Source organism: Larkinella soli (assembly GCF_003703975.1).
Classification (GTDB): Bacteria; Bacteroidota; Bacteroidia; order Cytophagales; family Spirosomataceae; genus Larkinella; species Larkinella soli.
Genome location: NZ_QTJY01000009.1, coordinates 1 through 26,092, shown reverse-complemented (window position 1 = coordinate 26,092; position 26,092 = coordinate 1). Strand labels below are relative to the sequence as shown.

28 protein-coding genes are annotated in these 26,092 nt (G+C 57.6%); 15 read left to right on the top strand and 13 right to left on the bottom strand.

Translation table 11 applies throughout. The annotated features are described in order from the left end of the window. Nucleotides 1-33 precede the first annotated feature (33 nt). Nucleotides 34-453, top strand: coding sequence for a nucleoside-diphosphate kinase (locus DX909_RS16505; protein ID WP_128546304.1), 420 nt, complete (start codon nt 34-36; stop codon nt 451-453). A 195-nt stretch (nt 454-648) separates the two neighbouring features. On the opposite strand, the gene nth is transcribed toward DX909_RS16505, so the two are convergent. The 3 genes from nth to DX909_RS16490 form a co-directional block, all read right to left on the bottom strand. Next, nucleotides 649-1,326 carry an endonuclease III gene (gene nth, locus DX909_RS16500; protein WP_128546303.1) on the bottom strand — a complete coding sequence of 226 codons (678 nt, stop codon included), beginning with the start codon at nt 1,324-1,326 and terminating at the stop codon, nt 649-651. Nucleotides 1,327-1,411: 85 nt separating this feature from the next. Next, nucleotides 1,412-1,648 carry a hypothetical protein gene (locus DX909_RS16495; protein WP_128546302.1) on the bottom strand — a complete coding sequence of 79 codons (237 nt, stop codon included), beginning with the start codon at nt 1,646-1,648 and terminating at the stop codon, nt 1,412-1,414. Further along, nucleotides 1,623-2,222 carry an RNA polymerase sigma factor gene (locus DX909_RS16490; RefSeq protein WP_128546301.1) on the bottom strand — a complete coding sequence of 200 codons (600 nt, stop codon included), beginning with the start codon at nt 2,220-2,222 and terminating at the stop codon, nt 1,623-1,625. The genes DX909_RS16495 and DX909_RS16490 overlap by 26 nt, the downstream gene beginning before the upstream one ends. Nucleotides 2,223-2,621: 399 nt before the next feature. Here DX909_RS16490 and DX909_RS16485 point away from each other — a divergent pair, with 399 nt between their 5' ends. The 3 genes from DX909_RS16485 to DX909_RS16475 all read left to right on the top strand — a co-directional run bounded on the left by DX909_RS16485 (nt 2,622) and on the right by DX909_RS16475 (nt 4,527). Beyond that, nucleotides 2,622-2,927: a (2Fe-2S) ferredoxin domain-containing protein gene (locus DX909_RS16485; protein WP_128546300.1), complete on the top strand. Its 306-nt coding sequence runs from the start codon at nt 2,622-2,624 to the stop codon at nt 2,925-2,927. A 120-nt stretch (nt 2,928-3,047) separates the two neighbouring features. Further along, nucleotides 3,048-3,740, top strand: a complete 693-nt coding sequence (locus DX909_RS16480; protein ID WP_128546299.1) for a YjjG family noncanonical pyrimidine nucleotidase — start codon at nt 3,048-3,050, stop codon at nt 3,738-3,740. Between the two features lie 7 nt (nt 3,741-3,747). Then, nucleotides 3,748-4,527 carry a 3-hydroxyacyl-CoA dehydrogenase gene (locus DX909_RS16475; protein ID WP_128546298.1) on the top strand — a complete coding sequence of 260 codons (780 nt, stop codon included), beginning with the start codon at nt 3,748-3,750 and terminating at the stop codon, nt 4,525-4,527. Between the two features lie 31 nt (nt 4,528-4,558). On the opposite strand, the gene DX909_RS16470 is transcribed toward DX909_RS16475, so the two are convergent. Then, entirely contained in the window at nt 4,559-5,299 is a 741-nt protein-coding gene (locus DX909_RS16470; protein ID WP_128546297.1) for a DUF3291 domain-containing protein, read from the bottom strand. Between the two features lie 287 nt (nt 5,300-5,586). Beyond that, on the bottom strand, nt 5,587-6,111 hold the full coding sequence (locus DX909_RS16465) for a sll1863 family stress response protein (protein WP_128546296.1): 525 nt from the start codon (nt 6,109-6,111) through the stop codon (nt 5,587-5,589). A gap of 193 nt (nt 6,112-6,304) precedes the next feature. Here DX909_RS16465 and DX909_RS16460 point away from each other — a divergent pair, with 193 nt between their 5' ends. Next, on the top strand, nt 6,305-6,814 hold the full coding sequence (locus DX909_RS16460; protein WP_128546295.1) for a nuclear transport factor 2 family protein: 510 nt from the start codon (nt 6,305-6,307) through the stop codon (nt 6,812-6,814). A gap of 73 nt (nt 6,815-6,887) precedes the next feature. Here DX909_RS16460 and DX909_RS16455 read toward each other — a convergent pair whose 3' ends face one another. Further along, complete coding sequence (locus tag DX909_RS16455) at nt 6,888-7,526, bottom strand: thioredoxin family protein (protein WP_128546294.1); 639 nt, start codon at nt 7,524-7,526, stop codon at nt 6,888-6,890. A gap of 250 nt (nt 7,527-7,776) precedes the next feature. Between DX909_RS16455 and rplU the strand changes: the two genes are divergently transcribed. From rplU to DX909_RS29915, 5 genes are all read left to right on the top strand, one after another. Then, nucleotides 7,777-8,088, top strand: a complete 312-nt coding sequence (gene rplU / locus DX909_RS16450) for a 50S ribosomal protein L21 (protein WP_128546293.1) — start codon at nt 7,777-7,779, stop codon at nt 8,086-8,088. Between the two features lie 103 nt (nt 8,089-8,191). Continuing rightward, on the top strand, nt 8,192-8,488 hold the full coding sequence (rpmA, locus tag DX909_RS16445) for a 50S ribosomal protein L27 (protein WP_128546292.1): 297 nt from the start codon (nt 8,192-8,194) through the stop codon (nt 8,486-8,488). Nucleotides 8,489-8,668: 180 nt separating this feature from the next. After that, the gene (locus DX909_RS16440) at nt 8,669-9,271 is read left to right on the top strand and encodes a NifU family protein (protein WP_128546291.1); all 603 of its coding nucleotides are present in this window, start codon (nt 8,669-8,671) and stop codon (nt 9,269-9,271) included. A 209-nt stretch (nt 9,272-9,480) separates the two neighbouring features. Next, on the top strand, nt 9,481-10,926 hold the full coding sequence (locus DX909_RS16435) for a DUF5723 family protein (protein ID WP_128546290.1): 1,446 nt from the start codon (nt 9,481-9,483) through the stop codon (nt 10,924-10,926). 51 nt (nt 10,927-10,977) lie between these two features. Further along, nucleotides 10,978-12,087, top strand: coding sequence for an OmpA family protein (locus DX909_RS29915; protein ID WP_229311071.1), 1,110 nt, complete (start codon nt 10,978-10,980; stop codon nt 12,085-12,087). A gap of 7 nt (nt 12,088-12,094) precedes the next feature. On the opposite strand, the gene DX909_RS16425 is transcribed toward DX909_RS29915, so the two are convergent. Together DX909_RS16425 and DX909_RS16420 are read right to left on the bottom strand one after the other, a co-directional pair. Further along, nucleotides 12,095-12,520, bottom strand: coding sequence for a response regulator (locus tag DX909_RS16425; RefSeq protein WP_164851312.1), 426 nt, complete (start codon nt 12,518-12,520; stop codon nt 12,095-12,097). Between the two features lie 176 nt (nt 12,521-12,696). After that, nucleotides 12,697-15,093, bottom strand: coding sequence for a T9SS type B sorting domain-containing protein (locus DX909_RS16420; RefSeq protein WP_128546288.1), 2,397 nt, complete (start codon nt 15,091-15,093; stop codon nt 12,697-12,699). A gap of 173 nt (nt 15,094-15,266) precedes the next feature. On the opposite strand from DX909_RS16420, the gene recG reads away from it, so the two are divergent. After that, nucleotides 15,267-17,369: an ATP-dependent DNA helicase RecG gene (recG, locus tag DX909_RS16415; RefSeq protein ID WP_128546287.1), complete on the top strand. Its 2,103-nt coding sequence runs from the start codon at nt 15,267-15,269 to the stop codon at nt 17,367-17,369. A 15-nt stretch (nt 17,370-17,384) separates the two neighbouring features. Here recG and DX909_RS16410 read toward each other — a convergent pair whose 3' ends face one another. Next, nucleotides 17,385-17,798 (bottom strand): cupin domain-containing protein, encoded by a 414-nt coding sequence (locus tag DX909_RS16410; protein ID WP_128546286.1) that lies wholly within the window; start codon nt 17,796-17,798, stop codon nt 17,385-17,387. Nucleotides 17,799-17,899: 101 nt separating this feature from the next. On the opposite strand from DX909_RS16410, the gene pdxR reads away from it, so the two are divergent. Beyond that, nucleotides 17,900-19,432, top strand: coding sequence for a MocR-like pyridoxine biosynthesis transcription factor PdxR (gene pdxR, locus DX909_RS16405; RefSeq protein WP_128546285.1), 1,533 nt, complete (start codon nt 17,900-17,902; stop codon nt 19,430-19,432). Beyond that, nucleotides 19,429-20,472: a sensor histidine kinase gene (locus DX909_RS16400; RefSeq protein ID WP_229311070.1), complete on the top strand. Its 1,044-nt coding sequence runs from the start codon at nt 19,429-19,431 to the stop codon at nt 20,470-20,472. The genes pdxR and DX909_RS16400 overlap by 4 nt, the downstream gene beginning before the upstream one ends. 14 nt (nt 20,473-20,486) lie before the next feature. On the opposite strand, the gene DX909_RS16395 is transcribed toward DX909_RS16400, so the two are convergent. Beyond that, a complete protein-coding gene (locus tag DX909_RS16395; protein ID WP_128546284.1) occupies nt 20,487-21,599 on the bottom strand; it encodes a lipase family protein in 1,113 nt (370 codons plus the stop codon). 251 nt (nt 21,600-21,850) lie between these two features. On the opposite strand from DX909_RS16395, the gene DX909_RS16390 reads away from it, so the two are divergent. Further along, nucleotides 21,851-22,126, top strand: coding sequence for a nucleotidyltransferase domain-containing protein (locus DX909_RS16390; RefSeq protein ID WP_128546283.1), 276 nt, complete (start codon nt 21,851-21,853; stop codon nt 22,124-22,126). Nucleotides 22,127-22,165: 39 nt separating this feature from the next. Here the strand turns inward: DX909_RS16390 and DX909_RS16385 are convergent, their stop codons facing one another. Continuing rightward, nucleotides 22,166-22,948: a glycosyltransferase family 2 protein gene (locus DX909_RS16385; RefSeq protein ID WP_128546282.1), complete on the bottom strand. Its 783-nt coding sequence runs from the start codon at nt 22,946-22,948 to the stop codon at nt 22,166-22,168. Nucleotides 22,949-23,218: 270 nt separating this feature from the next. On the opposite strand from DX909_RS16385, the gene DX909_RS16380 reads away from it, so the two are divergent. Continuing rightward, complete coding sequence (locus tag DX909_RS16380; protein ID WP_128546281.1) at nt 23,219-24,208, top strand: ribonucleotide-diphosphate reductase subunit beta; 990 nt, start codon at nt 23,219-23,221, stop codon at nt 24,206-24,208. 47 nt (nt 24,209-24,255) lie between these two features. On the opposite strand, the gene DX909_RS16375 is transcribed toward DX909_RS16380, so the two are convergent. Both DX909_RS16375 and DX909_RS16370 read right to left on the bottom strand, forming a co-directional pair. After that, nucleotides 24,256-25,218 (bottom strand): class I SAM-dependent methyltransferase, encoded by a 963-nt coding sequence (locus DX909_RS16375; RefSeq protein ID WP_128546280.1) that lies wholly within the window; start codon nt 25,216-25,218, stop codon nt 24,256-24,258. Nucleotides 25,219-25,285: 67 nt separating this feature from the next. After that, the gene (locus DX909_RS16370; protein ID WP_128546279.1) at nt 25,286-25,747 is read right to left on the bottom strand and encodes a regulatory protein RecX; all 462 of its coding nucleotides are present in this window, start codon (nt 25,745-25,747) and stop codon (nt 25,286-25,288) included. Nucleotides 25,748-26,092: the final 345 nt, after the last annotated feature.

Sequence of the window (26,092 nt, the reverse complement as noted above, 5' to 3'; positions counted from 1 at the left end):
TTGAAGCCAAATAATATTTTGTATCTCAACCTGATGACGACCAACCGTACCTTCACGATGATTAAACCCGACGCCGTAGCGGAGGGACATTCCGGTTCCATCATTAAAATGATCGAAGAAGCCGGTTTTCGGATTATTGCCGTTAAAAAAGTCCAGCTGACCGCCGAACGGGCCGGGCAGTTTTACGCCGTACACCGCGAACGTCCGTTTTATCAGGCACTTTGCGACTATATGTCTTCAGGGCCGATCATTCCGATGATTCTGGAAAAAGACAATGCCGTGGCCGATTTCCGTAAACTGATCGGGGCCACCAACCCGGCGCAGGCCGAGGAGGGCACCATCCGGAAACTGTTTGCCAAATCCATCGAAGCCAACGCCATCCACGGGTCCGACTCGGACGAAAACGCCAAAATCGAAGGCGACTTCTTCTTCGCGGGTTTGGAACAGTATTGAAAAAAGGCGGACGAACAGCGGTATAGGGCGGTTTCAGGCAGACGACCGAAAAGCCGCGCCATACATTCCTCTTTGTCATCCCGACGACGGAGGGATCTTGTGGCTGATTGATCGGTCACGTTGAGTGCCTGCCCACAAGCCTCCTCCTTCGTCGGGGAGACAAAACCGCCCAGGGACAGGATTCCCCCGCTTTTTTCAGTTTTCGATCACGCCGGCACTTCCCAACCCGGGCAGTCCGATCTTCTCATAATACCGGCAGAAATCCGTCAGGGCGCATTCGCTGCATTTGGGGGCGCGGGCGATACAGACGTACCGGCCGTGCAGGATCAGCCAGTGGTGGGCCTTGGGGACGTATTCGGCCGGGATATAGGGCATAAGCGCCTTCTCCACGGCCAGCGGGGTAGTGGCGGTTCGGGGAACGAGGCCGAGCCGGTGCGATACCCGGAACACGTGCGTATCCACGGCCATGGTCGGCTGGTTGAAAATCAGCGACGTGATTACATGGGCGGTTTTCCGGCCGACGCCCGGCATCTTCTGAAGATCTTCCACGTTCGCCGGCACTTCTCCGGCGAACTGTTCCGTCAGCACCCTGGCCATCCCGACCAGATGCTTCGCCTTATTGTTGGGATACGAGACGCTGCGGATGTAGCTGAACACTTCTTCTACGCTCGCGGCCGCCAGCGATTCCGGGTCCGGGAAGCGGGCAAACAGCGCCGGCGTCACCTGGTTGATGCGTTTGTCGGTGCACTGGGCCGACAGGATGACGGCAACGAGCAACTCAAAGGGATTGCCGTAGTGCAGTTCCGTTTTCGGCTCGGGGAAGTGGGTGGTGAAGTACGCTAAAAACTTCCGGAACCGTTCTTTCTTAAGCATATAGCAAAAATAAGCTCTTTTGCCGTTTCCGCAGCGGGGCTGCAGGAATGACAAAAGAGCAGAAAAACCCGCCCGCCTATTGACCTCAGGCCGACGGGTTAGGTACGTAGTTTCTTGAGAAGTTCAGAATATACTGGACGGACCGGTCGGAGGGCTGGCGTTCGATTTTGTTCATCAGACACTTCACTTCCAGCACATCCAGGTAAAAAGTCATCAGTTCCGGCTCGGCCATGAGGGCATCTTCGATCAGAAGGTTTTCCTCGGAGGAGGTCTCCTCATAAACATACCGGATTACGTCATCGTTGGTAAAAGTTTGTATCATAGTATGGGGAACGTTTGCTTAGTTGCTTCCGCAAATTGATTAAAGCATAACGCATTCTCCCCAATGCCGTATTGATACTGACTCCGGTTGCATCGGCAATTTCCTGGAAACTCATTTCCTCGTAATGCCGCATAATCAAAACCTGACGTTGCTGCTCGGGCAGCCGCTGAATCAGCTCACGCAGATGTTCATGTGTTTCCTGCCGGATCTGCACCGACTCGATGGAGTCTTCGGCAAATTCAAGCGTGTTGAAAACACTGCTTCCATCCTCAAACACTACATTGGGGTAGCGTTTTTCCTTTCTAAAAAAATCGATAGCCAGGTTGTGAGCGATCCGGATAATCCAGGGCAGAAATTTGCCTTCTTCGTTATATTTCCCTGATTTCAGTGTCTCGACCGCCTTGATAAAGGTGTCCTGCATCAGGTCTTCGGCAACGTACTGGTCCTTTACTATCAGATAGATAGTCGTATATACTTTCGATTTATGACGCTGAACCAGTTTTTCAAAGGCTTTTTCACTACCTCGTATGTACAGGGATATAAGCTCACTGTCGCTAACCTGCAATTTGTCCATTTTCAGTAATCAGTTAGGTAACGTAGAGCGTTGTATCGATAGTGTGTCTGCCTCCGGTTTTTTAGTGAAAGATTAAGTTGTTTGACTCAAAGTACGATATTTTCAATCTGCTATGCAATAGACCGAAAAAATATTTTCACAGAAATAAGTCAAAAAAGGACAGTTTATTACGTCGATTGTAAAAAAAGCTTCTTTCCTGAATAAATTATGCATTTGTGACTTATTCGGCGAATAGTTAGGACTTTTCAGCTTTCTATAGGAAATAGACCCAAAATCATGCCGAAACGTTTAAATCACCGAATTTTTAAACATTCCCTCCGACGCTGTTCTCACTGATTTTTCCCTGAACTTTGTACTCTTACTTACGAAGCCCGCCCGTCGGGCGATTGCGGTATCCTTATGAAATTCAGAAAACACGTTTTTATCTGTACCAATCAGAAACCGGCTCCCAAGAAAAGCTGTGGCGAAGCGCACGGAATGGAGTTGGTCGAAGCTTTTAAACAAGCCCTCAAGGACCGGGGTTTACAAATCGAGATCCGGGCCCAGCGGACGGGTTGCCTCGACGCCTGTGCGTTCGGGCCGTCGCTCGTCGTCTATCCGGAAGGAACCTACTACGGCAACGTCCGGCTCTCCGACGTCGAGGAAATCGTGGAAAGCCACCTGGTTAACGACCGCCCCGTGGAGCGCCTGGTGCTGCCGTTTTAAAGTTTAGGGGTCTTTGAGTTTAGGAGTTGAGGGGTTGGGGAGTCAGATGTTAAAAGCAACTCCCAAATCCTCAACCCCCAAACTCCTGAACCCCTTAACTCCCCAACCCCTCAACGATCTATGTATAAACATCTCTTTTTCGATCTCGACCACACCCTCTGGGATTTTGACCGGAATTCGATGGAGTCGATCTGCGAACTGTATGAGCAGTTTCGGCTGACGGAACTCGGCATCGAATCGGCCGAGGAATTTAACCGGCACTTCCTCACGATCAACCGCCGGCTTTGGGCAGAATACGACAATAACCGCCTGACTCATAGCGACATTCGTCACCGCCGGTTCCGCATGGTCATGAACGCCCTCGGCGTAACCGACCATTCGATCTGCGACGAACTGAACGAAGCCTACCTCCGGGTGCTGCCCCGCAAACCGCACCTGATGGAGTCGGCCATGGAGGTGCTGGATTATCTGAAAAACCGGTATGTGCTGCATATCATCACCAACGGCTTCGACGAAATCCAGGCGCTGAAAATGGCCAGTTCGAACCTGACGGATTATTTTCAGGAAATCATTACCAACCAGCGGGCGGAAGCTAAAAAGCCGGACCCGCGCATCTTTGATTTCGCCCTGACGGTAACGGGTGCCGATGTACAGGAGAGCCTGATGATCGGTGATAACTATGACGCCGACGTTCGGGGCGCTCTGAACGCGGGCATGGACGTAGTATATTACAACTACACCACCCGACCCGTCGACGGCCCCGCTCCGACGTACGAAATCCAGCATCTGAAAGAACTGATGACGCTTCTTTGACCTCCCTATGCAGCTTTCCAACGCAACGGCCCTCATCACCGGCGGGGCTTCCGGTCTGGGCGAAGCCACGGCCCGCCTGTTCCATTCACTGGGCGCCCATGTGGTGCTGCTCGACCTGAACGAAGAAAAAGGCGAAGCCCTGGCCGCCGAACTCCAGGAGCGTGTCCGGTTCGTGCGGACGGACGTCACCAGCGAAGCCGATGCCCAGACCGCCGTCGATCTGGCTCTCAACGAGTTTGGAGCGCTTCACATCGCCGTCAACTGCGCCGGCATCGCCGAGGCCCGCAAGACCGTCGGCAAGGTAGGCGACACCTACGGGCCTCACTCGCTGGCGGTTTTTGAAAAAACCATCCGGATCAACCTGATCGGCACGTTCAATGTCATCCGGCTGGCGGCTTTTGCGATGGAAAAAAATACGCCCAATGCGGAGGGCGAACGGGGGGTCATCATTAATACGGCTTCAGTGGCGGCCTACGACGGGCAGATCGGGCAGGTGGCCTACGCGGCCTCCAAAGGCGGTATCGTCAGCATGACGCTGCCGGTGGCCCGCGACCTGGCCCGCACCGGCATCCGGGTCATGACCATTGCCCCCGGCCTGTTTGAAACGCCCCTCCTGATGGGGCTGCCCGAGGAAGCCCGCCTGTCGCTGGGCCGGCAGGTGCCGTTTCCGTCGCGGCTGGGCCGGCCCCACGAGTATGCGCTGCTGGCGAAGGCCATCGTCGAAAATCCCATGCTGAACGGGGAAGTGATCCGGCTCGACGGTGCCATCCGGATGGCGCCCAAATAACCATGATCCGGCGGATTGCGCCCGGTGAAGCTCAACCGGGAATCTCCGCGCCGAAGGCTTTCGGCCACGCCAGCGGTTTTCCTGAAAACGTACCCTCGCTGCGGAGTACGGCAAACCGGGCAAACAGTTCTTCCGCATACCACCGCCGTTCGCGGGTGCGCCGGACCACCTCCTTGTGGCCGCTCTGCCGATAGGCAAACTGATCGATGGCCCGGGCATCGGTCCAGACGCTGATCGTACACTGCTGGACCAGCGGTTTCTCTCCCGCACCGACCGCAAAGAGAAGGTGGTCTGCGCCGGCCGAAAGCTGCTTCCGGGCCTGCGGAACGTGCCGCCAGAAATCCGGCAGGGCCGTCCACCGGAGGGTGGCCCGGGTCAGCACGGCCACGGGATGCCCCGAAAGGCCTTCCCTTCCCGGCGGTTGAGCAGACGCTTTCTCCTCCTCGGCAAACGGATCCTTTCCATCCCAGCGGCCGTGCGACCGGAGCGGTTTCAAATAGAGCGTTCCCGCTTCGGCCGTCCCGTCGCTCATGGCCTTCCATTCGGCAGAAGCGAAAAAGGTATGGGCAGCCTCTTCCGAGGTCCAGACGCCCAGGAAGACATACCGCGAAAAATCGGGAATCAGGCCGAATTCCTTTCCCGTTCCCATCATTTTCTGAAACCGTAAACCCGGTGCCGAAAACGGGTTCATCATCCAGCGTCCCATCCGGACAAACGCCCGATACCGCCTTCCGGCCGGATACCGCAGCACCGTCACCGTTACTATCGCCATGGCGTATTGATCCAAATCATGCTTCGATATATACCGAAAGTTAAACGGCTTGTTCAGCCGGACCGGTTTTTGTTATTTCCCGCCACCCGGTTTACGCCCATCCGGACGAAAGAGAACTTATTAAAAACAGGCCAACCGGGCAAAAAAATTTCTAACGGATTCCGGCCGGCTTGACGATCCCGGAAAAACTGTTGCCGCCAAACCAACAGGTTGGGTAGAATTTTCCACAAAAAAACCGCTCCGGCTCATCCTGGCCGGAGCGGTTTGTCTACCTAACTGAACTATAATTAGTTGTCGTCCTTACCGTCTTTGTCTAATTTGTCCTCCGCCTTATCGAAGGCCTCGCCGATGCTCTTTCCGGCCCGTTTGAAGCCTTTTTTCACATCAGCCCAGGCGGCTGCCGTCGCATTCTGCGCCCGGTCCATATCCTCGCCCAGTTCCCGGCGTTCCTGCTCCAGGTCGGCCAGCTTTTCTTTGGTTTCGGCCTTGGCTTCCCGGCCTTCGCGCTTCATATCGGCCTTCAATTCGTCGATACGGGCATCCAGTTTACGCTGCTGCTCCTTCATACCGGCCACAGCCTCATCGCGTTCCCGGCGAAAATCGGCCGCCACCTCGTCACCTTTGGCTTCGGCCTTGTCACCGGCCGCTTCGGCATCGGCTTCAACGGCTTCGCCGGTGTTCTCTACGGCGTCTTCCGTACGGGACTCATTCTTTCCGTCGCTCTGACAGGAGGTCAATGACAACGACGCAACAACCAGCAGGGCGCCGGCCAGCATACGAACCTGTTTGAAAGTCAACAATACCTTTTTCATGTCGCGTGGTAAAAGATTGGTTTGTGTAAGGTGTCTTGACAAAACCCGTGCCGGACGACCCGGTTTTTGTCGCCGGGGTCCGGTCTTTCAGCCCGCAGCCGGCCTGTTTTGTCGGTCATCGCCCGGCTGCTTCGCCCCGGCCGGAGAGGAGCAATACCTTTGTTTTATCCATTCACACCCTACTCTTTTCATCATGAAAACTCTCATCCGATTTTACCTGCCGGCCCTCCTGCTGCTGGCCGGCACCGGTTATGCCGGCACCCCGCCGGGCGATCCGCTCGAAAAAGAGAAAATCGCCATCCGCAACGTCATCGTCAAAGAAACCGATTCGTACTACCGCCAGGATTTTGCCGCCTGGAAGAGTACCTACGTCGACGCCCCTTATTTCCGGCTGTACGGTTACTGGGAAGGATACGCGGAAAAGGTGAAATACTATAACGGCTTCAAAGCCCTGGAAACCGTCAAGAAAAAGCAGTTCGACGAAAACCGGACGCTCTGGCAGACGGCCGAGGTGGTCCGGGAGAATGAAAACTTTCGGATTTACGGCGAGGTAGCCTGGTACACCTGCGAGGAGACTTCCTACGACCGCCATACCAGAAAACTGCTGGGGAAGGCCGTCGAAACCCGGATTCTGGAGAAACACGACGGGCAGTGGAAAATTGCCTACCTCGGCTTCCACTACCTCCCTCTGAAAGCCGAGTAAGCCGGGCCGTCGAGAAAAAACAAAAGCCGCCTTCCGGAGTCCGGAAGGCGGCTTTTCTATAGGAAACTACGGGTTAAATGCTTTTCCACTTGATGGCGCAGCCGATGGGCCGGGTCGTACTGGTGACGACGGGGCGGCCGCCGAGCAGGTTGCCGACGGCTTCCTCGACAAACCGTCTTTTTACCCCGGCCGGGTCCTGCGGGCTATCGTCGATCATCCCGGCGTATTCGACCCGAAAGCGGTCGCCGGTCCGTTTGAGCACATACGCCTGGGGCGTACGGGAAGCACCGAAAGCCTGAGCCACCGCCTGCGACTCGTCGACGAGATACGGAAAGCTGTAGCCCTTCTCCTTTGCCCGGACCTGCATGTTCTCAAAGGAGTCCTCGACGTAGGCCGTCGGATCGTTGGGCTGGATGGCTACCAGCGGAAAGCCCTGCGGGGCATATTTACGGTCGAGAGCGATGATGCGCTCCTCATAGGCTTTGGCAAAGGGGCAGTGATTGGTCGTAAACACGATGACGACGCCCTGCCCGTTGCGGTAATCGTTCAGGGCGACCATCCGCCCGTCGACGTTCTTCAGCCGGAAGTCGTTCACGAAGTCACCGATCGCGTAGGTTCTGGCCTGATCGACCGGAGCGGGCAGCCCGATGAAGGCAAAGGCGGCCGTGATCGCCAGAACGGCCAGCAGAGCAATGTATAATCTGGTATTCATGGCATGAAGAAACTGGTTAAGATCCGGTCTACCGTCTAAAACGCTCTACTCGGAAAAAGCGTACAAAATCCGTGCTAATCCTCAATAACCTACTCATTTACTGTACTTTTAACATCGTACGGACCCGTAATGTTCACCGGAAAAAGCCGGTCGGCCCCTGTTGTTAAATTGGAGCAAGTTTTTTTTATTAACAGAAAAAAAGCCTATATTTGCACCTCATTTCTGAGAAGCAACAATTTCTATATCAATCATGTACGCAATCGTAGAGATCGCAGGGCAGCAATTTAAAGTAGAAAAGGGCCGCTACGTCTACACCCACCGGCTGGAAGGCGAAACGGACGCTGCACTTGTGTTCGACAAGGTACTGCTTGTCGATAACGACGGTACTATTTCGGTAGGCGCCCCGACCGTCGCAGGCGCTCAGGTTTCCGGCAAGATTCTGGAACACCTGAAAGGCGAAAAAGTCATCGTCTTTAAAAAGAAACGCCGGAAAGGCTACCGAAAGAAAAACGGACACCGTCAGTACCTGACGAAGGTCTTAATCGAGGACATTACGATCTGAAAATAAGTTAAGGAGTGGAGGATTCTGGGAGTTGAGGAGTCCGGTTATTCGCCGACCCGATCCCCGGACTCCTCCACCCCAAACTCCCAAACTCAATACTAACATGGCACACAAGAAAGGTGTAGGTAGTTCCAAAAACGGCCGTGACTCGATAAGCAAACGTTTGGGCGTGAAGCTGTTCGGCGGCCAGCAGGCGATTGCCGGCAACATCATCGTCCGGCAGCGCGGTACGCAGCATCACCCGGACAGAAACGTCGGCATTGGCCGGGATCACACCCTGTTCGCTCTGATCGATGGGACGGTTCAGTTCCGGAAAAGCAAAAACGGTCGTTCCTACGTCAGCATCGTTCCGGCGGCTGCCGCAGCCGCTCCCGAAGTGGCCGCTCCGGTTGCCGAATAACGGCCTTATTTCGCATTCGGGTTCTGCGTTCTACCGACCCGGAACCCCTCCGACGACCTGACAACCCGCTTTGTCAGGTCGTTTTTTTATTCCCGTAAACTATCGGGGAAAAACGGGTGTTAGGGAGCAGAGAGCCGACCGGCTCCGCAACCAGTTGAATCACACAAAACCGATATTCCAATGAATACCTCACTGCGGCCTCCCGTTATGCTGTATACCGAAAGCAGCCCGAACCCCAACTCGATGAAGTTTGTGGTCAACTTCCCGCTCGTACCGGAAGGTCTGTCTTTCGACTATGCCGACCCGTCGGAAGCCCTGACGGAAGGCAAATCATCGCCCCTGGCGGTGGCGCTCTTTGGTTTCGACTACGTGAAGCGGGTGTTCATCGCCTATAACTTCGTGACCATTACGAAGGCCGAGGATGTGGAATGGGAAGAGGTGCTGTTCGAAACCAAACAGTTTCTGAAAGGCTATTTCGAAGAGGAGAAACCGGTTTTCGTCCAGACCACCATCGATGCCAACACCACCCGGGTGGAAGCCGATTCGCCCACGGTACAGAAGATCAAGACCGTTCTGGAGCAATACGTCCGGCCGGCGGTCGAATCCGACGGCGGAGCCATCAACTTCCACTCCTTCGACGAAACCACCGGCAACGTGAAGGTCCTTCTGCACGGTTCGTGCAGCGGCTGCCCCTCGTCGACCCTGACGCTCAAAGCCGGGATTGAAAACCTCCTGACCCGACTGGTTCCGGAGGTGAAGCAGGTCGAAGCCGAAGGCGTTTAAGCGAATAACGAATAGCGAAGCGGCTCCGCGGGTTCCGGTCCGGCGGAGCTTTTTCTTTATTCATGATTCGTGATTCATTATTCCCTTCTCTGCCTTTCCTTTTACTCAGTTTTCCCGACCTCCGGGCGGTTTTTTCGTTAATCTTGCAAAATGGTTCGTTCGCTGTCCGGGCGACGGCCTTATGTAAAGATTCTCTAATTCGTCCGAATATGATTCCACGCCTGGTGCGGCTTGCCCTGCTGTGCAGCCTGGCCACCCCTTCGATCGCACAGAATCTGCTGGGTGTCTCGCCCAGCCCGTACGGGGGTACGCAAAGCCTTTATCTCAATCCGGCATTTGCCACCGACTCCCGTTACTCGCTGTATCTGAACCTGTTCTCGGCCAACGCTCACCTGAATAACAACTACGTCCGGTATCAGGCCCCTTTCTCCCTGACCTCGCTGGTGCTGGGTCGGGTGCCGAACCAATACCGGCTGGCCGACGGGGCGGTTCTGTTCAAACCGGAGTACCTCGGCGAACTGCTGAACGGCAATCCCAAATCCGGGACGGCCTGGACGGATTTCCGTGGCCCGTCGCTGCTGCTGCGGCTGGGCGAAGCCGGGGCCATCGGCCTGACTACCCGGGTGCGGGCGGCCGCGCAGGTAAACAACGCATCCGAGCAACTGATGTCGGTGGTCCGGGCGGGGCTGGAAGACGAGCGGCTATATAACATTCCGAGCCGGGATAATCAGTTCAGCGTCAACACCAACACCTATGCCGAACTGGGGCTGACGCTGGCTGTGGCACTCGTGCAGGACGACTACCGGCAGCTTTCCGTCGGTGCGACGGTCAAACGCCTGCGCGGGCTGACCTCCGGGTTCCTGATCAACCGGGGTCTCAACTACCGGGTGCTGTCCGACACTGCCCAGACCAACAGTTATTACCTCCAGGTCGATCAGTTCAATGCCGATCTGGGCTACACTTCCTACCTGCTCGACAAGGGCCGGTCGGTGACGCTCCGCCAGCTCTTCGACCGCAACAATCCCGGCCGCGGCTGGGGTGCCGATCTGGGCATTTCCTACCAGCTCCGCTCCGAAGACGACCCGGACGAGTATACCCTCCGGCTGGGCATCGCCCTGACCGACCTCGGTTCGATCCGGTACCGCGACGACCGCAAAACCTACGTGCAGCGGTATTCCGTCAGCCGGACCGATCAGAAATTTTCCTCGACGGATTTCCAGGAAGTGACCGGCAGCGAAGACATCGCCGAAGTGATCCGGACCAAGCTGGACCTGACCGAAGCCGACAACCAGGCGCAGTTTACGTCCGGCCTGCCCACGGCCATTTCGCTGAACGCCGACTTACGACTTGCGCAGGATATGTATGTGACCGCCACCTTTCTCGGGGACCTGAGGAGCAGTTCCGCCATCACCATGCGGCAACCCACCCTGCTGGCCCTGACGCCCCGGCTCGAAAAAGCCAATTTCGGGCTGTCGATTCCGCTCGTGTTCATCAACCAGACATTTGCCGCCGGCGCTTCGCTGCGGATCGGGCCGGTCTTCATCGGAACCGATAACCTGTTTGGCATCGTGGGCAGCAATGTCAATAAACTGCGTCCCCGCGGGGCCGACGTCTATGCCGGTCTGGCGGTGGCGAGCCTGCGCCGGAAGCCGTAGGAGTATACCCGGATGAAAGAATTACGGACATTTTTGACGTTCCTATGCCTGATGCTGTCCGTTGTTTCGGTGAGTGTCGGTCAGGGGAGGTCCGTCCAGGAGTTTACCGTCCGGATCGAAGCCCGTGACCGGAGCGGCCAGCCCGTGCCGGCCACGCTGACGATCGTGTCGGAGCAGACCGGGAAGGTGCAGCGCGGGACGATGCGGTCCGGTTCCTACACGGTAGCCCTGCGTGCCGGGGATGTCTACCGGCTGGAGGCCGCCTTCACCGGCTACCGACCGGCCCAGAAGATTCTGCGTTTCGACCGCGAAGCCGACCTGGAGGAAGCCCGGCAGAGCATCCTCCTCCGAATGGAACGGGACGTTCAGGGCGGCACCCCGGTGTACGTCACCGTCATCGACTATGAAACAAAACGGCTCATTTCCCGGAAAATCAACGTGCAGATTCAGGAAGTGAACGGCCGACGGATCAACATGACCGGCCCGCCCCGGGAAGGCCGCTTTACGTTCCTGTCCGAGTTTGGGCAGAAAGTAGTCTTTACGGTATCGGTCGAAGGGTACGAGCCGTATACCTACAACATCGATGTCAAGGACCAGCACGACATCACGATTGCCCTGCGCCGGGCCGGCCGTCCGGCGCCCGCCGAGCCGACCCCGACCCAGGCGCCCCCGCCGGCTCAGACCGCTCCGCCGGCGGCCGGCGGAGCGGTAGCCTCAAATCCGGCTCCGCGGACGCCCGAACCGGAAACAAAACCGGAACAACCGTCCGCCCCGGCCCCCGCAACGGTCAATACGGATTTGTCCACCCTGGCCAGGGGGAAAACCGTGACGCTCGACAACGTCTACTTCGACCAGAGCAGCTACCTCCTGCGGCCGGAATCCTACCCTCAGCTGAATCAGCTGGTGGCTCTGCTGAAAACCCGGTCGGGATTGAAGATCGAGATTTCCGGGCATACGGACAACGTCGGCGACCCGCGCCTGAATCTGGCCCTCTCCGAGAACCGGGCCAAGGTGATCACCACGTACCTGATAACGAACGGTATTGCCGAAAACCGACTGCGGTATCGCGGCTACGGCCAGACCCAGCCCATCGCGCCGAACGACACGGAGGAGAACAAGCGAAAAAACCGGAGGGTAGAAGTAAAGGTGCTTGAGGAATAGAGACGTATCAGGAAACCGGCACATTGTCCAGCCAGTGCTGGTAAACGGTTCGCATGAGTTCCTTGATTTCTTCGAAGTGCAGGGGCTTACTGATGCACACGGCCGCTCCAAGATCGACGCAGAGCTCCATTTCATCCTGATTCTGCGTATTGACAAACAGGACGACGGGAATCCGGTTCCAGACGGGATGCTCCTTCATTCGGCGCAACGTGTCGAAACCGCTTAGACCGGGCATATATTTGTCAAGAATGACGATCCAGCGGTTCAGACCGGTAAGGGCCTGTTCGGATTGCCGGGCGGTTTCCTGCTCCAGGAAAGCCAGCAGCCGTTCTCCGCTGTCGAGTTCCTGAATGGGAGCTCCCATCCGCATCGACTCCAGTGCCATCCGCATCAACATTCGGTCTTCTTCATCGTCGTCGACCAGTAAAATCACAGGCCGAATGTCTGATTTAACGTAATTATCTTCCATGCAACCGGGCTTTTATCCACAAAACCGGTCAAAAATCGCAAACTTCAGGGGAAAGGCAGGCCCGTTCAATAATAATAGGCACTTTTTGTTGAATAAAACGTAAACAAAAAAGCTCAACTATTGATTGCCCATGCTGTCCGTTATCGGGCCAGCAGTACGGTTCCTCGCTGCGTCGGCATCGCTCCGCCGGTTTTTATGACGTACTGATAGGCGTCCTGGGGCAAATCCTTCCCGTCGTACCGGCCGTCCCACGGTTGCTGGTAGCCCCTGGAAACAAAGATGCAGTTCCCCCAGCGGTTGTAGATCTCGACCGTGCAGTCAGGGTAGTCGTCGATGCCCCGGATCTGCCACTGGTCGTTCATGCCGTCGTTGTTGGGCGAGAAGGCATCCGGGATGAACAGGGCCGTCATGACCGTAACGGTCAGCTTTCCGGAAAACTCGCACCCCTGCGAACTCAGGGCCGTGAGGTAATAGGTCGTCGTCGTATCGGGCATGGCTACGGGCCGGGCTGCAACCGGGCTGCTCAGACCCACCGAGGGCGTCCAGGTATAGGAAAGGGTATCGCTGCTGTATTCATTCAGGACGACGCCGGTTCCGCGCCGGGCCGTCACGTTTTTCAGATGCACCACCGGGGCCGGCAGCACCACCACGGTCTGCTGCGTCCGGCCGGGACAGGTATTGTCCGGTTCGTTCAGCGAATAGGTAATTACGTATTGGCCGGGACCCACCTTGCCCGGGATGAACTCGGACCCTTTCACCGCACCGGCGGCTTTACCCAGCCCTGCGAAGGTACCGCCTTCAGGCTGGGCGCGGAGGGTGACGGCCGCGCCGTTTTCACAGACGGGCGCCGGCGTCTCCATCGTCACCACCGGAGCGACTTTGAACTGGAGCCGCATTTCTCCGGAAACGGCCTGACACTGGTTGGTGTCCGTCACCGTCACGACGTAATGTCCGGCTTGCGTCGCAGCCAGGGTCGGACCGGTGGGCTGAGCCAGAGCGATGCCGGTCATGGTCCACTGGTAGCGATAGAGCGGCCGGTCTGCCGTGGAGAGCCGGATCGTATCGCCGGAACAGGCAATGGTGGCTGAGGCCGTAACGGCCGGGGTGGCCGGTTTCGGAAATACGTTCACCAGGATGCTGTCGGTAACGGTGCATCCGGTTTCGGCGCTCGTGATTTCGACTTTGTATTCGCCGGTTTCGTAGGCCTGATGGGAGGCTCCCAGAGCACCCTGGACCACGCGGTCGTCCTTCGACCAGACGTAGGAATAATCTTTTTCGGGCGCTTTCAGCAATACGGACTTTCCTTCGCAGAAGGCCGTCGGGCCGCTCGCCGTCAGTTTCAGCTGATCGCTTTCACTCATGTCCACTTTCACGCTGACCTGGGAAGGGCTGGGTTTGCCGCAGGTCGAACGGAACCGTTTGACGACCGTATAGCTGCCGGCCTCCTTCACGACCAGGCTCGCCGTCGTGTCGCCGGGCAAATCCTGTCCGTCGCGCTGCCACTGGACGATCCACTGCGCCGACGTTTCGGTTTTCAGGGTTACTGACTGCCCTTTGCAGATGGAAAGGCCGCTCAGCACGCCGTTGTTTTCCCGGCGGATTTTGGCGGTTTCGGGGGCCCGCTCCAGGGCAATCGTCGGCGTCGGGGGGGCGTTGGTGGGGCAGTCGACCACGGCCAGCTGGAAATCCCGGCGGACGGAACCGATTCGCCGGCCGTTGCGGAACTCTTCGCACAGAACGGCAAAGGCAAACAAACCGACCTGCGTGGCGGTCACCGAAATCTGGCCGGTTTCGGCGTCGATGCGGAGGGCCGGGTTGCCCGGCACGGCATTGACCGGGCTGAAGCCGGCTTTCCAGGAAACCGTCGGGTAGGACGGGCTCGGCTGGTTGTCGTAGGCAATTCCCTGACTGGTAAATCCTTTGTAGGGGGTAACGATGGAATATTTAAGCTGATCGCCGTCGGCATCGGCTGCCTTGAAGCTGAACGTAAACGGCTGGCCCATACAGGCATACTCACCGGTCGGGGTCACGAATTCCGGAGAGGAGTTGGTCAGGCCCTTCACGGCCGGGAACTCCAGATGGAACACCATGCCCGACTGGTCGGCCTGCACGATGTTGTCGATCAGGTCGCTGCGGCAGCAGACGCCGTGGACGACGTAATAGCCGCCCGGATCGTCGAAGCGGTTGGGGTCCAGCTCGATGTCTTTGGTATAAAGAACCTCGCGGAGTTTGAGCGGCCGGAGGCTGGCGCAGACCTGACTGGAAGCCGCCAGGGGCTGCTGGCTGGTCAGAGCCAGTTCGTATTCACCCATTTTCAGGTCGTCGCGCCGGCGGTAGATCGCCAGTTTGACGGTCGGCTTGAGGTCGCCGGCCTGACTGTTCAGTTCGTCGATAAACAGGTGCAGCCCGAGGCTGTACTGATTGGCGGCCCCCCTGGCCGTCAGCCGGGCGTTTCCGCCGACAATGTGGGATGCCTCCGCCCGGCCTGCGACGAACAGAAGCGCTAAAAATGCAATGACGGTAATCCGTTGAGCCATAGGCCTCGCTTTCCTTCTCGGCGTTGGACGTGCAAAAAGTAAGCCATTGTCGAGCAATATAAAAGAATAGTTACATATTAATTCTTTATTACGCCCTATTTAGGCATGAAAAGCCAGTAAATCGTTATACTTTTAGGAAAATTTGCAACGAAATCGTTCCACCGACTGAGGGCATGACCGACCGCGCAACGTTTTTCGATACTAAAATTGAGTACCTGAAGGGCGTCGGGCCCCAACGGGCTTCGCTGCTCAATACGGAACTCAACATTTTCACTTACCGGGACCTGCTTCAGTATTATCCGTTCCGCTACGAGGACCGCACCCGGTTTCACACTATCGAAGAACTGACGGACACCCTGCCTGCAGCCCAGATCAAAGGCCGCATCCGCGACTGGGCGGTGGTGGGCGAAGGCCCCAAAAAACGTCTGGTGGCGACGTTCACCGATCACTCGGGATCGATGGACCTCGTCTGGTTTCACGGCATTACCTACTACGAAAAATTTCTGCGGGCCGGCGCCGAATACGTCGCCTACGGCAAACCCCTCGCCTTCGGGGTCACCTACAGCATTACGCACCCCGAGCTGGAGGCCCTGACGCCGGAAAACGAACAGGGGGGCACGTTTCAGCCGGTCTATAACCTGACCGAAAAGCTGCGCCGGATGCGGTTCGACGCCAAGGCCATCGGCAAGCTGGTGCGCCAGCTGCTGGATATGGCCCTGCCGCACATCCACGAAACGCTCCCGGATTCACTGATCGAACAATACCGGCTCATTTCCAAGGCCGAAGCGGTGGAGAACATTCACCTGCCCCGCAGCCAGGCCTGGCTGAAACAGGCCGAACGGCGGCTGAAATTCGAGGAACTGTTCTACAACCAGCTTCGGCTGATCAAGAACAAACTGGTTCATAAAACCGCGTATCCCGGACAGGTTTTCCGGCATACGCGACTGCTGAACCGGTTCTATAAGGAACTGATGCCGTTCGAACTGACCAACGCCCAGAAACGGGTACTGCGGGAAATCCATACCGATCTGGTCAGCGGCAAACAGATGAACCGGCTTCTGCAGGGCGACGTGGGCAGCGGTAAAACCATCGTGGCTTTTCTGGCGATGCTGATGGCGATCGACAACGGCGCCCAGACCTGCATCATGGCTCCCACCGAAATCCTGGCCGACCAGCACTACTACGGCCTGAAAGCGTTTGCCGACCAGCTGGGCATCCACATCGGCCGGCTCACCGGCTCGACCCGCACGAAAGGCCGCCGGATCATCCACGAGGAACTTCAGAACGGCTCGATGCAGATCATCGTCGGAACCCATGCGCTGCTGGAAGACGTCGTACAGTTCAAGAACCTAGGCCTCTGCATCATCGACGAGCAGCACCGCTTCGGCGTTGCGCAGCGCGCCCGGCTCTGGAACAAAAATCAGGACATCTACCCGCATATGCTGGTCATGACGGCCACGCCCATTCCGCGGACCCTGGCGATGACGCTTTACGGCAACCTCGATCTCTCCATCATCGACGAACTGCCGGCGGGCCGAAAACCCATCAAGACGGTACACCGCTACGACACCCACCGGCTGGAGGTGTTCGGCTTCATGCGGCAGCAGATCGAGCAGGGCCGCCAGGTTTATGTAGTCTATCCGCTGATCGAGGAATCGGAGAAACTGGATTTCAAGGACCTGATGGACGGTTTCGAAGCCATCAGCCGGTCGTTCTCCAAATACCCGATCGGTATCCTGCACGGCCGGATGACGGGGTATGACAAGGATTTTGAGATGGACCGGTTCGTGAAGGGCGAGACGAAGATCATGGTGGCCACGACGGTCATCGAGGTGGGCGTCAACGTCCCGAACGCCAGCGTGATGGTGATCGAAAGCGCCGAGCGGTTCGGGCTGGCGCAGCTGCACCAGCTGCGGGGCCGGGTCGGCCGGGGGGCCGAGCAGTCGTACTGCGTCCTGATGACGGGGTATAAACTAAGCAAGGAAACCCGCACCCGCATCGAAACGCTCGTCCGCACCAACAACGGCTTCGAGATTGCCGACGTAGACCTTCAGCTCCGTGGCCCCGGCGACCTCTCCGGCACGCAGCAGAGCGGGATCGCCGACCTGCAGCTCGCCGACCTCGCCAAAGACGGTGCCATCCTGACGGCCGCCCGCGAATCGGCCCAGACCATCCTCGAAGAAGATCCGCACCTGGTGCTGCCCCAGCACACCCCCATCCGCAACCAGGTCGAAGTCCAGCGCGCCGACGAGACCAACTGGAGCCGCATCAGCTGACGCCCGGGGTGGCCTTTATTTGCTTTCCGGGATAAAATGCTGTTTGCCCTGGCCGATGACGAAGACGAGCAGAATCCGGGCGGGTTCGGTTTTGTGAGGGTTTTCGAGCAGCGAGTGCAGCACCATCCGGGGTTCGAAGAACATCTCCCCGGCTTTGTATCGCTTTCCTTCCTTCCCCTCCAGACCCACCAGCACCTCGCCCTGAAGGACGTAACCGAACAGATCGGCGTCGTGCCGGTGGGGCCGCGTATCCCGAAAGCCGGGCGCTACCTCCAGCGTTGAACTTTCCAGCGCGTAATTCTTCAGCGAGTCGCTGAGGGACTGCTGCAGGACCGCCCGGAATTTCAGGCCTTCCTCCACCGAATGGGCATGCTGCGCCCGGGCCAGACCCGACCACAGAACCAGACCAAGAACGACGAGATTTTTCATGATTCCTCCTTTTTAATACCACCTTTGTTGGGGATGCGCTAAAATTGCGGGAAGATGACCCGACCGGAGGCATCCAGTTTCAAGAAAATCAGGAGTCCAGCATGAGTTTCCCGAAAGAATGGATTGCCGTTGCCCGCGGAGCCGATAAACCGATCTTCCGGCAGATCGCCGATCAGATCGTGGATTTTATCCGGGACGGCCGGCTGAAGCCGGGTGATCCGATGCCGTCGAGCCGGGTCCTGGCGGGCCTGCTAAGCGTACACCGGAAAACCGTGAACGCGGCTTACGACGATCTGCTCCTGCAGGGCTGGCTGGCTTCCGTGCCCCGAAAGGGCGTCTTCATCGCCGACCAGTCGCCGGCCAGGCCAGCACAAGGGGGGTGGATGCCGCCCGGGCGTTTTCCGAAAGCCGCCAATTTCCACTGGGAAGAACGACCGTGGCCGGAGGGGTTCATGACCGGTTTTCCGGCCCGGGGCCTGGTGCTGGACGACGGCTTTCCGGACGTCCGTCTGGCGCCGATCGACGAGCTGATGCGGGAATACCGGCGGATCGCCCGGCGAAACCTGACGCGGCAGTACCTCAAATACTCCTCCCCCGCCGGTGTCGGGGAACTGCGGACGGCCATAGCCGATTTCCTCTCCGAGACCCGCCGAATTCAATGCGCGCCCGAAAACGTTCTCATCACGCGCGGGGCGCAGATGGCTTTCTTCATGATCTGCCAGACGTTGCTCAAACCCGGCGACCGGGTGGCGGTCAGCGAGCTGGATTATTACTTCATCATCTCCATGGCGAACCAGTGCGGGGCGGAGCTGGTCCGGGTGCCGGTCGACGAACACGGCCTCAATGTCGACGCCCTGAAAGAAATCCTTCAGCGTCAGCCCGTCCGGCTGCTTTACCTGACCCCGCACCACCACTACCCCACCACCGTCACCATGCCGCCCGAACGCCGGATGCGGCTCCTGGCCCTGGCGCAGGAACATGGCGTGGCCGTGATCGAAGATGATTACGATTTCGACTTCCGGTATACGTCCGTGCCCTATCTGCCCCTGATCAGCAGCGACCGGAAAGGCAACTGCCTGTACGTCGGTACGCTCAGCAAGATGATCGCTCCCTCCATCCGGCTCGGATTCGTGATCGCTCCGGCCGACTTTATCGGCCGGCTGACGCAGTTTCGGCGTCTGATCGACTTTCAGGGTGATACGGTCCTGGAGAAGGCGATGGCCGGGCTGTTCCGGGACGGCACCATCACGCGGCACCTCAACAAGGTCAACCGGATTTACCACGACCGCCGGGATCTGTTCTGCAACCTGCTGGAACAGGAACTGGGAGGGCATCTGCACTTCCGGCGTCCCGAGGGCGGCATGGCCGTCTGGGCCCGCTTCGATCCGGCCGTCGACCTGACGGCGGTGGCCGATATTGCCGACCGCAACGGCCTCTTTTTCAATGACGGCCGCAATTTCTTCTCCCCGTCGGCGACCCCGAACGCGACCCGGCTCGGCTTTGCCTCTTTGAATGCCGCCGAAATCGAGCAGGCCGTCCGGCTGCTGCGAAAAAGCGTGACTACCTGGCTTGAAAGAAGAAGCGATTTGCGTATTTTCGATCCCATCTACCCCGTCCATTCGAACCCCGCGTGAATCTTCCTAAATACACTCAGCAGAACGACCGGATGCAGCTGGTGATCATGCCTCCGGTCTTATTGGGATTCAATTATCTGCTTTTCGGCCCCGCTTACCTGACCGACTGGCGGACGTTCGCGCTGGGTACCATAGTGTCGTTCATCGTCTTTTTCGGTCAGTGGCTGGTCAACAACGCGGTGGCGCTCTGGTTTCACCGGCGTTTCCCCAACTACCGCGTGGGTCTGAAGCGGGTACTGCTGATGCTTGCGGTCCTGGTCCCGTTCTGCAGCTTCAACGTGGCGGTGCTTTTTCTCGGAATCGGATACGCCGGCCTGTCCCCGGTCGCTTTTCAGAACCTGCCTTGGGCTCTGCTGGCCATTGTGCTGATCGTGATTCTGATTACGATTATTTATGAAAGCATCAATGCCTTCGAACAGCGCCACCAGGCGCTCGTAGAAGCCGAACGGCTCAAGAAAGCGAACCTGCAAAGCCGGTTCGACGCCCTGAAACAACAGGTCAGCCCGCATTTTCTGTTCAACAGCCTCAATGTCCTCGACTCCCTCATCGAAGAGGACCCCGCCCGCGCGCGGCAGTTTCTGGAAGAACTCAGTTCGGTCTACCGGTATCTGCTGCGCTCAAACGTTCATCAGCTGACGAGTCTGACTACCGAGCTGGCCTTCATCCAGTCGTATTATCACCTCCTGCGCACGCGTTACGGAAGTGGGCTGAACCTGATCATCCGGGTCGGGGAACAGTACAGCCGGCACCAGCTTCCTCCCCTGACGCTGCAACTGCTGGTCGAGAACGCCGTCAAGCACAACATCGTCCTGGCCGAACAGCCGCTGACGGTCGAAATCCTGACCGACGACCGGGGCCGGCTGGTCGTGCGGAACAACCTGCAGCGCCGGAACGGGCGGGTGGTCTCCAACGGAGTGGGTCTGAGCAATATTCTGATCAAATACCGCATGCTCGGACAGCCGGAACCCAGAGTGGAAGAAGACCGGGAGCAGTTCATCGTCACCCTGCCTCTGGTCGAAAGTACGGTGACCGTCCTCTGACCGGAACCGGCGGCTTACGGCTTCAGTTTGTCTACCAGGAACAGGTAAGGCTGGAAGACGTGGTGGATGAAAATCTGTTTGTCGCTGTCCGGATACTGTTTGAAATAGTCCTCATCAGCCTTTAAGACGATGGTATTGCCGGTCCGGACGTAGTGGCTGCTTTCGTAAAACCGGGGGGTCTGGTACCCGGTCAGGTTCTTCTGGACGATACGCGAAGCCGCCTGTCCCAGAAACCGCTGGTACTGCCGCTGGGCCTTGCGGGTCGGTTTGTCGAGTTTATTGAAGATGTAGCGTAACGCCAGCCGTTTGGCGAAGGGCTGCTTCCGGATGGCCGTCCGGGCATTGACGAACGGATTCGTTTTGTTAAAGTCGTTGATGGTCTGGATCGACACCGGCGTTTCAGGCACCCAGTCGGCGGAATTGACGACATTCCAGGCCCAGCCGCCCTGGGTCATGGCTTCGTAGTCATAGGCGAAATACAGGTTTCCGGGTTTGGGGCCGGCGCTGCAATAGGTCTTGATGCGGAGGTCCTGCGGCAGGAGGCCGCCCTTCTGGTTTTGCAGGTAGGCGTTGAGCAGAAAGCTGATGGCTCCGCCCTGGCTGTGACCGATAATCAGATATTCCTTAATGCCCCGGCGGTAGCTGGAGTCGATCTTCGGGATGATGTCCCGGGAGAGGTAGGCCGTGGCGATCAGCCAGCCGATGTGTACGGCCGCCTTCGGATGGTCCGCCAGCCGGTACTTCCAGACGTCGTCTCTGGTAAGGTGCAGTTCGCCGGCGGCCGGTACCATGGCGGCATAGAAATTGGCCAGCCAGCTCACCGAACTCAGCGTGGTTCCCCGGATGCTGATGATCCCGACGTTGTCGTCCCGGACCCAGTACTCCCAGCGATTGTCGAGGGCCATTTCCCGGGAGCGGTAGATCCTCCGGGAGCGGGTCGGGCGGGCGATGTCGATGGAGTCGTAGTTGAGGGCCGTCAGCCGGATCAGTTCAACGTATTCGTCTTTGTCGAATCCCGGTTTCAGCCGGTTTCCCTGGGCGGATACCGGCGTCGATACGCAGAAGCCGGCCCCTAATAAAAAGATCAGAAATACGATTTGTCCGTAAACACGCTTTGCTTCGATCATAGGGTTTTCTGTTTTCCCTAAACTACAACCGGATCGGCAAAGATGAAAAGGCCGGCGTCCGTCAACCGGCTCATCCGGTTTGACTTACCCGGTCAACTCCTGATATTTGGGGCGTTATCGACCCCCTACTGCCTATGAATGCGGATCTGCGCTGGAAAGAGCGGTTCGAAAATTACGGGAACGCCTTGAAAACCATCGAGGAGGTTCTCCCCTGATTTAAGGAGTTAAGTCTGATCGAACAGGACGATTATATGCTCCGGCTTTTTGCGTCGGAGCCGTCCATCGAGCGAGTCGTTCTGTACGGCTCACGGGCAAAAGGGACGTTTGAGCGCGGCTCCGACGTCGATCTGGCGCTGGTAGGCAGGGAGGTTACCTTCGGCACGGTGAGCCATGTTCATTTCATGCTGGAAGAAGAAAGCCCGACCCTGCTCTGGTTCGACGTGCTGCACTACGACACCCTGAACAACCCGAAACTCCGGGACAACATCGACCGCTACGGACGGGTGATCTACGAACGGGAAGCGTAGCCCGCCAATAAATCGACGCAGAGAGCATTCGCCGGTTCCCTAAATTTTGACCTGTCGGGACTGCTGCCGGCGTAACTCCCTCAGCTTGGCATATTTAACGACGGGGTACATGGCCGAAAAAAGCGACCAGACGAAGCCGGGATAGCCGTTGAGGAAGTTGCGTTTGAGGACATATTCCTTCAGGAAGGTGATCGGAAGGCGGAAGATGATCTGGGCAATCGACCCGCGTTCTCCCCGGCTGAGCAGGTCGCGGGCCCCGGCGGTGGTATAGCGATTGAATTTCTCGAAATACTCGTGGAGGCTGCCGTAACTGTCGTGCAGCATATGATGGGAGAGCCGCCCGACGGGGCCGTTCAGCACAACGTCTTCGTGGACCCGGGCGGTGTTGTAGTTCCCGCAGCGTTTGTCGAAAAGCCGGAGGTGGGGCATTTTGTATTCTCCTCCATACCGCAGGAGCCGGCCCAGAAAAACCAGGGAGATCGGCACCTCGAACCCCCGGCAATCGCCCGGATCGGCGAGCCTCCGGCGGATCTCGTCGCGGAGTTCGTCGGTCACGATCTCGTCGGCATCAACCACCAGCACCCAGGGGTTGCGCGCCTGGCAGACGGCAAATCCTTTCTGCGTACCGAAGCCGTCGAAGTCGCGGTGGAGCGTCCGGCAGCCGTGCGCCCGGGCGATGTCCAGCGTCCGGTCGGTGCTGCCCGAGTCGACGATCACCACCTCGTCACACCAGCAAAGGGCTTTCAGGACTTCCGGCAGAATTCGGGCGGAGTTCCAGGTAATCATGACGGCACTGACCGGCGGGGGCGTTACGGCTTGCATGGCGCAAAAATACAAGAGGTAGCCATGAGCACAAATGACTGTTTTTCAATCCATTCAGGCCGTATAGCAGATTTCCAAGAAGTTACTTTGTCCCGTTGCCGGCAACTATTTGATAGCGACATAGTTAAAGAATCCTGCCCCGAAATTCCAGTTTCAACTTCCGGATTTTGGGTTGTTTTCCTGCGCTAATCTGATAATTTTGTTAGCTCGCTGCGCAAGTTCCAGCCTGTTGATTTCTACGTATAATCACGTTTTATACCTTATAGCATTATGGCTCAATCCGATGCAATCGAACCGCTATTGCAGGAAGATCCGCTCCGGTTCGTTCTGTTTCCCATTAAGCACCACGACATCTGGAGGATGTACAAACAGCACGAAGCGTCGTTCTGGACGGCCGAGGAAATCGACCTCTCGCAGGACCAGCGCGACTGGGAAAATCTGAACGACGGTGAACGGCATTTTGTCTCCCACGTACTTGCCTTTTTTGCGGCCTCCGACGGGATCGTGAACGAAAACCTGGCGGTCGGTTTTCTTTCCCAGGTTCAGTATGCCGAGGCCAAATGTTTTTACGGTTTCCAGATCATGATGGAAAACATCCACTCGGAAACCTATTCGCTCCTGATCGATACCTACATCAAAAATCCGACCGAAAAAGACCGGATGCTGCGGGCCATCGATACGATCGCCTGCGTGAAGCGGAAAGCGGAATGGGCCATGCGCTGGATCGAAAACGGGAGTTTCGTGGAGCGTCTGCTGGCGTTTGCCGCCGTAGAGGGCATCTTCTTCTCGGGCTCGTTCTGCTCAATTTTCTGGCTGAAAAAGCGCGGTCTGATGCCGGGGCTGGCGTTCTCGAACGAGCTGATCTCGCGCGACGAGGGACTGCACCGGGACTTTGCCTGTCTGCTCTACACGCAGCACATCCGGAACAAACTGCCGGATGAGGACGTCTACTCGCTCATCCGGGATGCCGTCAGCATCGAGCAGGAATTCGTCACCGACGCCCTGCCCGTGTCGCTGATCGGGATGAATGCCGAGCTGATGAACCAGTACATCGAGTTCGTGGCCGATCACCTGCTGGTTTCGCTGGGCCTGAACAAAATCTATAATTCTTCGAACCCCTTCGATTTCATGGACATGATCTCGCTCCAGGGGAAAACCAACTTCTTCGAAAAGCGGGTCGGCGAATACCAGAAAGCCGGCGTCATGTCGTCGACGAAGGAGAAAGAAGATCAGAAGATCGCCTTCGACGCCGATTTTTAAACCTATCCATTCCCCCACGAAAAGTCCCGCCCGGCCGCGGGACTTTTTTATTGGCCTTTTCGCAGGATAAAAGCCGCCTGGTCTCCCCGGCTTTCGGCATTCAGCGTGCGGGCCTTTCGTTGAAAAACGCCCTTGTTCAGCTTATAATTCAGATAGTTGGCGTAACCGGCCCTCCGCTTTTTCTTTTCGACCAGCGGAATGTCCTTCCGGTACATTTCACTGCCGATGAACTGCATTTCGTTGGAATCATATACCACTTCCATGAGTTGCAAACCGGCTTCCCCGGCCAGCAGCCGCATACTCTCGACCGAATGCAGGAACAGGTGGCGGGGCGCATCGAACTGAAACCAGTCGGTGCGGTAATGCTCCCAGGCGAAGGAGGAAACCGTCGGGATCCGGATCACGCAGGCGCCGTCGTCGGTCAGCACCTGCCGCACTTTCCGAAGGTGTTCCTGCGGGTTCGGGACGTGTTCGAAAGAGTGGTTGTAAAGAATCAGATCCCAGGGCTGCCGCTCGTCTTCAAAATACTGTTTCCGTACCGTATAGCCGTTGGGATACACCAGCGTCTGCCGAATGAACGGATCGATGCCCGCAGCCTTTCGGAAACCCAGTTCATAAAGCGGATACAGGTAACTGCCGTTGCCGCAGCCGACATCCAGCACGCGCGAATCGGGCGTCAGCCCAAACCGCCCGAGCAGGCTGTATTGCCCGGCCGGGGCAACCGCATTGATCAGCCCGTTCAGGGGGCCGCCGGGCCTCAGGGCGGCCGCATACCGCAGCCGGCGAAACCCGCCCGCCGGCCCGCCGAATACGGACGTCCGGGGCGGTGTATAGCCATTATAATTTTCGGGGTAGTAATCCGCCAGATTCGGCGGGATGGTTTCGATCTGCAGGCACCGGCAGGCGCGGCACTGGAAGTAACAGAACTCATGCCGGAGTCCCAGCATCATTTCCTTCGCCCGGTACGGAGTATTCCCTTCTGCATTCCCGCAGATCCGACATTGCATCATCAGCCTTCTTCAATTTGCCCCTTAAACTATGACAGAACCGGGTACAATAAAAAGGCCGGGCCCCGATCTATTCCGAGTCTCCGCCCAGAACCGACCATACCAGATCGCTCTCATAGCCTTTTGCAAGCGCAAACCGGACCAGCTTCTGTTTGAGAATCAGCGGGTTTTCTTCGTGCAGCGTGCGTTTCTTTTTTTCGAGCAGGTCGATGAGCGTCCGGCGGTAATCATCCGGCTCGATCTCCTTCATGGCCTGTTCGAGATTATAGCCGGTAATGCCGCGCTGTTTGAGGTGCTGACGGATCTTGTGCTTCCCCCAGCGTTTCACCCGGAATTTGCTGCCCGCAAACGTCTTCGCAAACCGCTCCTCGTTCAGGTAATTCTGCTCAATCAGGGCAACGATGATTTCCTCGGCTTCGTCGCCGTAAATATCCCATTCGTCCAGTTTATCCCGGACTTCCTGCTGCGTACGTTCCTGGTACGCACAAAACGATGCGGCCCGGCGCAGGGCGTCTTTTAGTCGATCGGTCATCTTGTATCGGCGGCAAGGCGGAGGCCAATCCCCCTCTACGGCAACAGGAAAGCGTCGTTTGCCGTTCCTTCTCCTTCATCGGAAACGGCCGGGGCGGGCCGACTGTTTCCGGGCGGCCCCCAGAAAAAATTCGCCGGCAACTACCGGCAAGTAAGCTTTTTAAGTATATTTCGCTTACCTCATTCAGAGAGTATTTTCTCCTAAATCCAAAAACAATGAAAAAAGTGCAAACCCTGCTGGAGATGCTCAAGCGGCATCCCGAACCCACGCTCCCCGCCCCCACCCCGGCGGCCCCCGGCTCCCCACCCTCCGCCGACCGGCGTCAGTTCCTGCGCAACTCCGCCC

What these genes read in the sequence shown, in the direction of transcription:
- DX909_RS29915 (WP_229311071.1), top strand. Translation starts at nt 10,978, where the DNA reads ATGCTGTCCGTTGTTTCGGTGAGTGTCGGTCAGGGGAGGTCCGTCCAG.
- DX909_RS16385 (WP_128546282.1), bottom strand. Translation starts at nt 22,948, where the DNA reads ATGCAAGCCGTAACGCCCCCGCCGGTCAGTGCCGTCATGATTACCTGG.
- DX909_RS16475 (WP_128546298.1), top strand. Translation starts at nt 3,748, where the DNA reads ATGCAGCTTTCCAACGCAACGGCCCTCATCACCGGCGGGGCTTCCGGT.
- DX909_RS16505 (WP_128546304.1), top strand. Translation starts at nt 34, where the DNA reads ATGACGACCAACCGTACCTTCACGATGATTAAACCCGACGCCGTAGCG.
- DX909_RS16390 (WP_128546283.1), top strand. Translation starts at nt 21,851, where the DNA reads ATGCTCCGGCTTTTTGCGTCGGAGCCGTCCATCGAGCGAGTCGTTCTG.
- DX909_RS16485 (WP_128546300.1), top strand. Translation starts at nt 2,622, where the DNA reads ATGAAATTCAGAAAACACGTTTTTATCTGTACCAATCAGAAACCGGCT.
- DX909_RS16480 (WP_128546299.1), top strand. Translation starts at nt 3,048, where the DNA reads ATGTATAAACATCTCTTTTTCGATCTCGACCACACCCTCTGGGATTTT.
- DX909_RS16370 (WP_128546279.1), bottom strand. Translation starts at nt 25,747, where the DNA reads ATGACCGATCGACTAAAAGACGCCCTGCGCCGGGCCGCATCGTTTTGT.
- DX909_RS16470 (WP_128546297.1), bottom strand. Translation starts at nt 5,299, where the DNA reads ATGGCGATAGTAACGGTGACGGTGCTGCGGTATCCGGCCGGAAGGCGG.
- DX909_RS16375 (WP_128546280.1), bottom strand. Translation starts at nt 25,218, where the DNA reads ATGATGCAATGTCGGATCTGCGGGAATGCAGAAGGGAATACTCCGTAC.
- DX909_RS16395 (WP_128546284.1), bottom strand. Translation starts at nt 21,599, where the DNA reads ATGATCGAAGCAAAGCGTGTTTACGGACAAATCGTATTTCTGATCTTT.
- recG (WP_128546287.1), top strand. Translation starts at nt 15,267, where the DNA reads ATGACCGACCGCGCAACGTTTTTCGATACTAAAATTGAGTACCTGAAG.
- DX909_RS16410 (WP_128546286.1), bottom strand. Translation starts at nt 17,798, where the DNA reads ATGAAAAATCTCGTCGTTCTTGGTCTGGTTCTGTGGTCGGGTCTGGCC.
- rplU (WP_128546293.1), top strand. Translation starts at nt 7,777, where the DNA reads ATGTACGCAATCGTAGAGATCGCAGGGCAGCAATTTAAAGTAGAAAAG.
- DX909_RS16435 (WP_128546290.1), top strand. Translation starts at nt 9,481, where the DNA reads ATGATTCCACGCCTGGTGCGGCTTGCCCTGCTGTGCAGCCTGGCCACC.
- DX909_RS16420 (WP_128546288.1), bottom strand. Translation starts at nt 15,093, where the DNA reads ATGGCTCAACGGATTACCGTCATTGCATTTTTAGCGCTTCTGTTCGTC.
- rpmA (WP_128546292.1), top strand. Translation starts at nt 8,192, where the DNA reads ATGGCACACAAGAAAGGTGTAGGTAGTTCCAAAAACGGCCGTGACTCG.
- DX909_RS16440 (WP_128546291.1), top strand. Translation starts at nt 8,669, where the DNA reads ATGAATACCTCACTGCGGCCTCCCGTTATGCTGTATACCGAAAGCAGC.
- DX909_RS16490 (WP_128546301.1), bottom strand. Translation starts at nt 2,222, where the DNA reads ATGGACAAATTGCAGGTTAGCGACAGTGAGCTTATATCCCTGTACATA.
- DX909_RS16460 (WP_128546295.1), top strand. Translation starts at nt 6,305, where the DNA reads ATGAAAACTCTCATCCGATTTTACCTGCCGGCCCTCCTGCTGCTGGCC.
- DX909_RS16495 (WP_128546302.1), bottom strand. Translation starts at nt 1,648, where the DNA reads ATGATACAAACTTTTACCAACGATGACGTAATCCGGTATGTTTATGAG.
- DX909_RS16455 (WP_128546294.1), bottom strand. Translation starts at nt 7,526, where the DNA reads ATGAATACCAGATTATACATTGCTCTGCTGGCCGTTCTGGCGATCACG.
- DX909_RS16465 (WP_128546296.1), bottom strand. Translation starts at nt 6,111, where the DNA reads ATGAAAAAGGTATTGTTGACTTTCAAACAGGTTCGTATGCTGGCCGGC.
- nth (WP_128546303.1), bottom strand. Translation starts at nt 1,326, where the DNA reads ATGCTTAAGAAAGAACGGTTCCGGAAGTTTTTAGCGTACTTCACCACC.
- DX909_RS16380 (WP_128546281.1), top strand. Translation starts at nt 23,219, where the DNA reads ATGGCTCAATCCGATGCAATCGAACCGCTATTGCAGGAAGATCCGCTC.
- pdxR (WP_128546285.1), top strand. Translation starts at nt 17,900, where the DNA reads ATGAGTTTCCCGAAAGAATGGATTGCCGTTGCCCGCGGAGCCGATAAA.